The organism is Massilia cavernae (assembly GCF_003590855.1).
Classification (GTDB): Bacteria; Pseudomonadota; Gammaproteobacteria; order Burkholderiales; family Burkholderiaceae_D; genus Telluria_A; species Telluria_A cavernae.
This window is the reverse complement of record NZ_QYUP01000122.1, coordinates 78,299-84,478: the sequence shown is the minus strand read 5'-3', so window position 1 is coordinate 84,478 and position 6,180 is coordinate 78,299. Positions and strand designations below refer to the sequence as shown.

General features: G+C 63.3%; 4 protein-coding genes. 1 reads left to right on the top strand and 3 read right to left on the bottom strand.

Features of this window, described 5'->3' with window-relative positions; translation table 11 throughout:
* The first annotated feature begins 153 nt into the window (after positions 1 to 153).
* The gene (locus D3872_RS15730; protein WP_502567652.1) at positions 154 to 2,511 is read left to right on the top strand and encodes a TonB-dependent receptor domain-containing protein; all 2,358 of its coding nucleotides are present in this window, start codon (positions 154 to 156) and stop codon (positions 2,509 to 2,511) included.
* A 30-nt stretch (positions 2,512 to 2,541) separates the two neighbouring features.
* On the opposite strand, the gene hppD is transcribed toward D3872_RS15730, so the two are convergent.
* The 3 genes from hppD to ilvB all read right to left on the bottom strand — a co-directional run bounded on the left by hppD (position 2,542) and on the right by ilvB (position 6,117).
* Positions 2,542 to 3,624, bottom strand: a complete 1,083-nt coding sequence (gene hppD, locus D3872_RS15725) for a 4-hydroxyphenylpyruvate dioxygenase (RefSeq protein ID WP_119811687.1) — start codon at positions 3,622 to 3,624, stop codon at positions 2,542 to 2,544.
* Positions 3,625 to 3,760: 136 nt separating this feature from the next.
* On the bottom strand, positions 3,761 to 4,291 hold the full coding sequence (locus tag D3872_RS15720) for an Lrp/AsnC family transcriptional regulator (protein ID WP_119811686.1): 531 nt from the start codon (positions 4,289 to 4,291) through the stop codon (positions 3,761 to 3,763).
* 59 nt (positions 4,292 to 4,350) lie between these two features.
* Positions 4,351 to 6,117, bottom strand: a complete 1,767-nt coding sequence (gene ilvB, locus D3872_RS15715; RefSeq protein WP_119811685.1) for a biosynthetic-type acetolactate synthase large subunit — start codon at positions 6,115 to 6,117, stop codon at positions 4,351 to 4,353.
* Between the last annotated feature and the right edge of the window lie 63 nt (positions 6,118 to 6,180).

The window sequence follows — 6,180 nt, the reverse complement described above, 5'->3', positions numbered from 1 at the left end:
ACGCATGCAGGCCGCCGCGGGTTCTGGCAATTTCTGCTGCCGGCCCAACTATGCGATCGGCTCGGCCGCACATGCTTCAGCTACTGCTAAGTTTCTTGAATGACAAGTTGTGCGACAATGCTGGCGGCCCAACGGCCTCAATGATTTCGGAGAATTGTCATCGTCACGCCACGCACTCGTCACAACGCTAGACTCATTCCACTACTGGCCGGCGCCGTCGTCGCAGCCGCCCCGAGCTGGGCTCAGGAAACGCAGCAAACCCAAGCCACGCAGCTAACCCAGCCGGCACAGCCGAAGCCTGGCCAGTCGAAGCCGGCAGGCGCGCAGCAGTCCGTAACTCAGGCGCAAGCGCCAGCGCCGGAAACTCCAGCGCCACCACAGGAACAGGTCGAACCGCAAGCGACCGTCACGGTCACCGCCGCCAAGCTGTCCAACCGCATCGACCGTCAGGTCTATGACGTGAAGGCCGACCCGGCCACGTCGAACGACACGGTCGCCGATACGCTGAACAAAGTACCCTCGCTCGCAGTCGACCCGGATGGCGCCGTGACCGTGCGCGGCAAGAGCAACGTGCAGATACTCATGGACGGCAAGCCGTCAGCCATGATGCAGGGCGATAACCGCGCCGCCGCACTGAATGCCTTGCCGGCCGCCGACCTCGAATCGGTCGAGGTCATCAACAATCCCGGCGCGCAGTTCGGCAACGAAGGCGGCGGCGGGCCGATCATCAACCTGGTGATGCGTCGCGAACGCAGCCCGGGCGGCTTCGCCGTCGTCAACGCCAACGTGGGTTCGTCCGGCCGGTACAACAGCTCGGCCTTCGGCAGCTACACGACCGGGCGCATGAGCGTGCAGGGCAGTTTGCACCGCCGCCACGATGGCCGCGATACCAGCGGCGAGACGGTGCGCGAACGCATCGACCCGGTCACGGGCGCGGTATCGCGCAGCACCCAGTTGTCCGATGGCGACAGCCGCAATGACTCCGCCGGATTCAACGGCTCGGCCACCTACAACCTGGGCGAGCGCGATGTAGTTGGCGTGAGTGCCAGTTATAACGAGTTCACGAACGATGGCGACTCGCTCGAGCGCTACCGCAGCACCGGCGCAGGCGGCGTGGTCGACAATGAATACGACCGCACTACCGTGCGCGAAGCTGTCAACAAGAACTACAGTCTCGGTGGCCGGCTTGACCACAAGGGCAGCCTGCCGGGCGAGGTCTTCAAGCTCGACCTGCGCCTGTCCGGCACCGACGCCGACAGCGACGTCCGCTTCGCCAGCCGCTATGCAGTGCGTCCGCCCGGCGCGCTCGACAGCCTGACGCGCCAGGACAACGCCACCGATACCCGCGTGGCGGACTTCACCGGCGACTACGAGCGTCCGCTGGGCACGGGCCTGCTCAAGCTCGGTTACAAGCTGGCACGCACCGGCAACAGTTTCGATACGATGTTCTTCGATACGGATACGCTCACGCTGGCCGAGTCGGTGAACCGCTCACGCACCAACCGCTTCGAGCTGGACGACACCACGGTGGCACTGTACGGCTCCTACCAGTACCGCGTCGACAGCCAGTGGAGCATGCTGGGTGGGCTTCGTGCCGAGTACAACGAGCTGGACATGCACCAGGTCACGACCGGCATCCATGCGACGAACAGCTCCACCGACCTGATCCCGAGCGCCTTCGTTACCTACGGCCTGTCCGACGACACCACGCTGCGGCTCAGCTATGCGCACCGCATTCGCCGCCCCAACGCGGCCGAGCTGAACCCGTTCGTGATCTACCGCGACGAGTTGAATGTCTCGTCGGGCAACCCGAATTTGAAGCCAAGCGAATCGGACTCGCTGGAAATCGGCATGGAGACCAAGCTGGGCAAGGTGGAAACCAACCTGCGCCTGTATGCGCGCCACGATACCGACCTGATCTCCGAACGCCGCCTGCTGCTGGAAGACGACGTGTTGCTGACGACGCGCGAAAATGCAGGCAGCAGCCGCTCGGCCGGCGTTGAATTCACGTTCAGCGGCAGGGCGACCGACAAGCTCACTCTCAACGCGAGCGGGAATGTCGGATACAGCGAGCAGACGGTGCTTGGCAGCGCCAACCCTGGCGACGGCCGACGCAGCGCGGTGTCCGTGACTGGCCGTGCGCGCGTGGGCTACCAGATCGATGCGAAGAACAACTTGCAGCTGTCCCTGAACGCACAGGGCAAGCAGCTGTTCGGCGAGGGCTATCGCAAGCCGACCAATACGGCCGACCTGAGCTACCGCCGCAATCTCACCCAGGCGCTGAGCTTCGTCTTGAATATCAGCGACCTGTTCGATTCGCAGAAGATCGAGACGGTTACGGAAACCGCCAGCCTGCGCGAGCAAAGCCTGCGCCGTTTTAACGGCCGTGTGGTATTTGCGGGATTGTCGTACCGGTTCGGATCGTTCGCCGGCGGCCGTGGGCCGGGCGGGCCAGGTGGTCCAGGCAGGGCGGGACCAGGCTTTGGCGGTGGTCCCCCGCCTGGCCGTTAAGGAAGCGGGCGGCACATGCCGCCCGTTTTGCTAGCGTGCTTCGACCTGCAGCACGCCACGCCGGACCTGGTCACGCTCGATCGATTCGAACAACGCCTTGAAGTTACCCTCTCCAAACCCTTCATCGCCCTTGCGCTGGATGAATTCGAAGAATACCGGGCCCAGCAAGGTGCCGGAGAAGATCTGCAGCAGCAGGCGCTTGTCGCCGTCGGTGGTACTGCCGTCGAGCAGGATGCCGCGCGCTTGCAGTTCACCCACCGGTTCGCCATGCATGGGAAGGCGTTCGCCCAGCATTTCGTAGTAAGTCGCTGGTGGCGGCACCATGAACGGGACGCCGGCCTCTTTCAGTTGGTCGATGGTCGTCACCAAGTCGTCGGTGTACAACGCGATATGCTGGATGCCTTCGCCGTTGAACTGCATCAGGAACTCCTCGATCTGGCCTGAGCCCTTCGACGATTCCTCGTTCAGCGGAATGCGGATTTTCCCGTCCGGCGCGCTCATGGCCTTCGACGTCAGGCCGGTGTACTCGCCTTTGATGTCGAAGTAGCGAATCTCCTTGAAGTTGAACAGGCGCTCGTAGAAGTCGGCCCAGTAACTCATGCGGCCACGGTAGACGTTATGGGTAAGGTGGTCGATGCAGGTCAGGCCTACGCCCTTAGGCTGGCGGCCCACGCCCTCGAAGAACTCGAAATCGACGTCGTAGATGGACTTGCCTTCTTCGAAGCGGTCGATAAGATACAGCGGCGCGCCGCCGATGCCGCGTATCGCGGGCAGGCGCAGTTCCATCGGGCCGGTCGGAATGTCGATCGGCTGTGCGCCGAGGCTGAGTGCGCGCGCATACGCCTTGTGCGAATCCTTGACGCGGAACGCCATGCCGCAAGCGGATGGCCCATGTTCGGCGGCGAAATACGATGCGGCGCTGCCTGGCTCGTTGTTGACGATGAAGTTGATGTCGCCCTGGCGGTACAGGAACACTTCCTTCGAGCGGTGTTTCGCGATCTTCTTGAAGCCCAGCTTCTCGAACACCGGTTCGAGGAAACAGGGAGTCGGCGACGCGAATTCGACAAACTCAAAGCCCGTCAACCCCATCGGGTTGTCCCAAAGATCGCTCACATCATTCTCCTGTTTTAGTTTGCGCCACTGGGTCGCAACCCTGGCGTATCGAAGAACATGTTAGTGCGGATCGCGCGCACAAAGTGCGCAACCGGTGCACGCAGATGGCTAATTTGCGCACAAAATATGCATTAAACTACGCTGGGGTGAAATAAATCTTCTGCTTCGACGGGTTCGGCTGCGTAACGTGGTCGAGCGGCAGGACGTTGAGCTGCTTGATCTTCTTGATCGCGATGTTGGACTTCACGTTGGTCACGCCCGGAACGCGCAGCAGGTGGTTCATCATGAAGGTGGAGAATGCGGCGAGATCCTGCGCCACGATCCGGACCATGTAGTCCGCTTCGCCAGTCACTGCGAAGCACTCCAGCACCTCCGGCATGTCGGCTACGGCGCGCTCGAACTGTTCGCCCTGGACGTCGCCGTGCCTGCCCAGTACCACCTGGACGAATGCCATCACGCCGAGGCCGATGGCCATCGGGTCCAGCACGGCGGCAAAGTGGTCGATCACCCCGGCGTCCTGCAGGCGCTGGACGCGCCGGCCCACTTGCGAGGTCGAGAGGTGGACCTTCTCGCCAAGGGCGCTGTTGGTGATGTGGCCGTCCCGCTGAAGCTCGGCGAGGATCGCCAGATCGTGCCGGTCCACCGAGATCTGTTTGGTCGCGTGCATGCTGCCTCTTTGTCTGGTTGAGTCCAGCATCTTACTAGCCGAACGCCGTCAGTGGTGCATCAGCGCTCGTACCAGCGATCCTTTTCGGCCATGATCTCGTGATGACCATGCCCGGACGGAATCATCGGGTAGCAGTTCTCCGTCTGGGCGACAACGACGTCCAGCAGGAACGGTCCGTCTGACGCCATGCATTCCTTCAGTGCCTCGTCGAGTTCGCCCGCATGTTCGACGCGCCGTGCCTGCCATCCGAAAGCGCGCGCAAGCGCCACGAAATCCGGCAGCGCCTCGGTGTAACTGTGGCTGTACCGCCCCTCGTAATGCAGTTCCTGCCACTGCCGTACCATTCCCATGCAGCCGTTATTGGACAGCACCACCTTGACCGGGCAGCGGTGCTGTACCGCGGTGGCCAGCTCCTGGATGTTCATCAGGAACGAGGCGTCGCCGGTCACGCAGACAACCCGCTTGCCGGGATGTGCTACCTGGGCGCCTATCGCGGCCGGCAAGCCATAGCCCATCGTGCCTGCGCCTCCGGATGTCAGCCAGCGCCGTGGCGCGTCGAAGGGCAGGTATTGCGCCGCCCACATCTGGTGTTGTCCCACGTCGGTGGAGACGATGGCGCCGGCTCCCCTCAGCTGGCCCGCGAGCGTCGCCATCAACTGCTGCGGCACGATCCGCGGCGAGGCGCTGGTGAACCCGAGGCAGTCCTGTGCCCGCCATGATTCGATCCGCTGCCACCATGCTGCAGTCCTTGCAGGATCGATCTCCAGCGCGTCCAGTTTTTGCTGGAGGGCCTCCAGTACGGCATCGCAATCGCCGATTAGGCCGACATCGGTGCGCACGACTTTGTCGACCGAGGCCGGATCGATGTCAATGTGGATGATGCGCGCCCCCGGGCAGAAATGCGCGAGCTTGCCGGTGACGCGGTCATCGAAACGGGCGCCGACGCAGACCACCAGGTCGGCCTCGTGCATGGCGAGGTTCGCTTCCAGCGTGCCGTGCATGCCCAGCATGCCCAGCCACTGCGGACTCGATGCCGGGAACGCGCCCAGTCCCATCAAGGTAAGCGTGCAGGGGCCGTTTTTCCGCCGCACGATTTCTGCAAAACGTGCGCAGGCATCTTCACCGGCGTTGATCAAGCCGCCGCCGCCATAGAAGACCGGGCGCCGCGATTCCGCGATCAGCGTGGCGGCATGCTCCAGTGCGGCATCGGGAATGTCCACTGATACAGCGGCGGGCACACCGCGCGGCGATGCTGGTTCGGCGCCGCAGCGCTGGGCCTGGATATCCTTTGGAATATCGATCAGGACAGGTCCGGGCCGGCCGCCTGTCGCCACCCGGACGGCATGGCGGACGGTATTCGCGATCTCGCCGGCATCGTGGATCTGCGCGTTCCACTTTGTTACCGTCCGCGAAATGCCGAGTGCATCGCATTCCTGGAACGCATCCGTGCCGATCGAGGTGGTCGCCACCTGGCCGCTGATGCACAGCACGGGAATCGAATCGCTCAGGGCGTCGAGCAGCCCCGAAGTGGTATTTGCGATGCCGGGACCTGAGGTGACGAAGACGACACCGAGGCGGCCGGTCGAGCGCGCGTACCCCTCTGCCGCATGCACCGCCGCCTGCTCGTGGCGGACCAGCACGTGGCGCAGGCGCGGTTCCATGTGCAGCGCATCGTAAAGGGGAAGCACGGCGCCGCCGGGGTAGCCGAAAACGGTATCGACACCGCAATCGACCAGGGTGCGCAGCAGCACTTGGGCGCCGGTCGGGACGGCGGCCGCTTTGGCCGCCTCGGAAACGGGTTGGAGTTCATTGGGTGAGGTTTTCATTTCTAAATTTTATCCACCGGCGTCCTGAAAGTGCTTCATAATTTCCGCTTATTGCGGCGAAAA

What these genes read in the sequence shown, in the direction of transcription:
- ilvB (WP_119811685.1), bottom strand. Translation starts at nt 6,117, where the DNA reads ATGAAAACCTCACCCAATGAACTCCAACCCGTTTCCGAGGCGGCCAAA.
- D3872_RS15720 (WP_119811686.1), bottom strand. Translation starts at nt 4,291, where the DNA reads ATGCACGCGACCAAACAGATCTCGGTGGACCGGCACGATCTGGCGATC.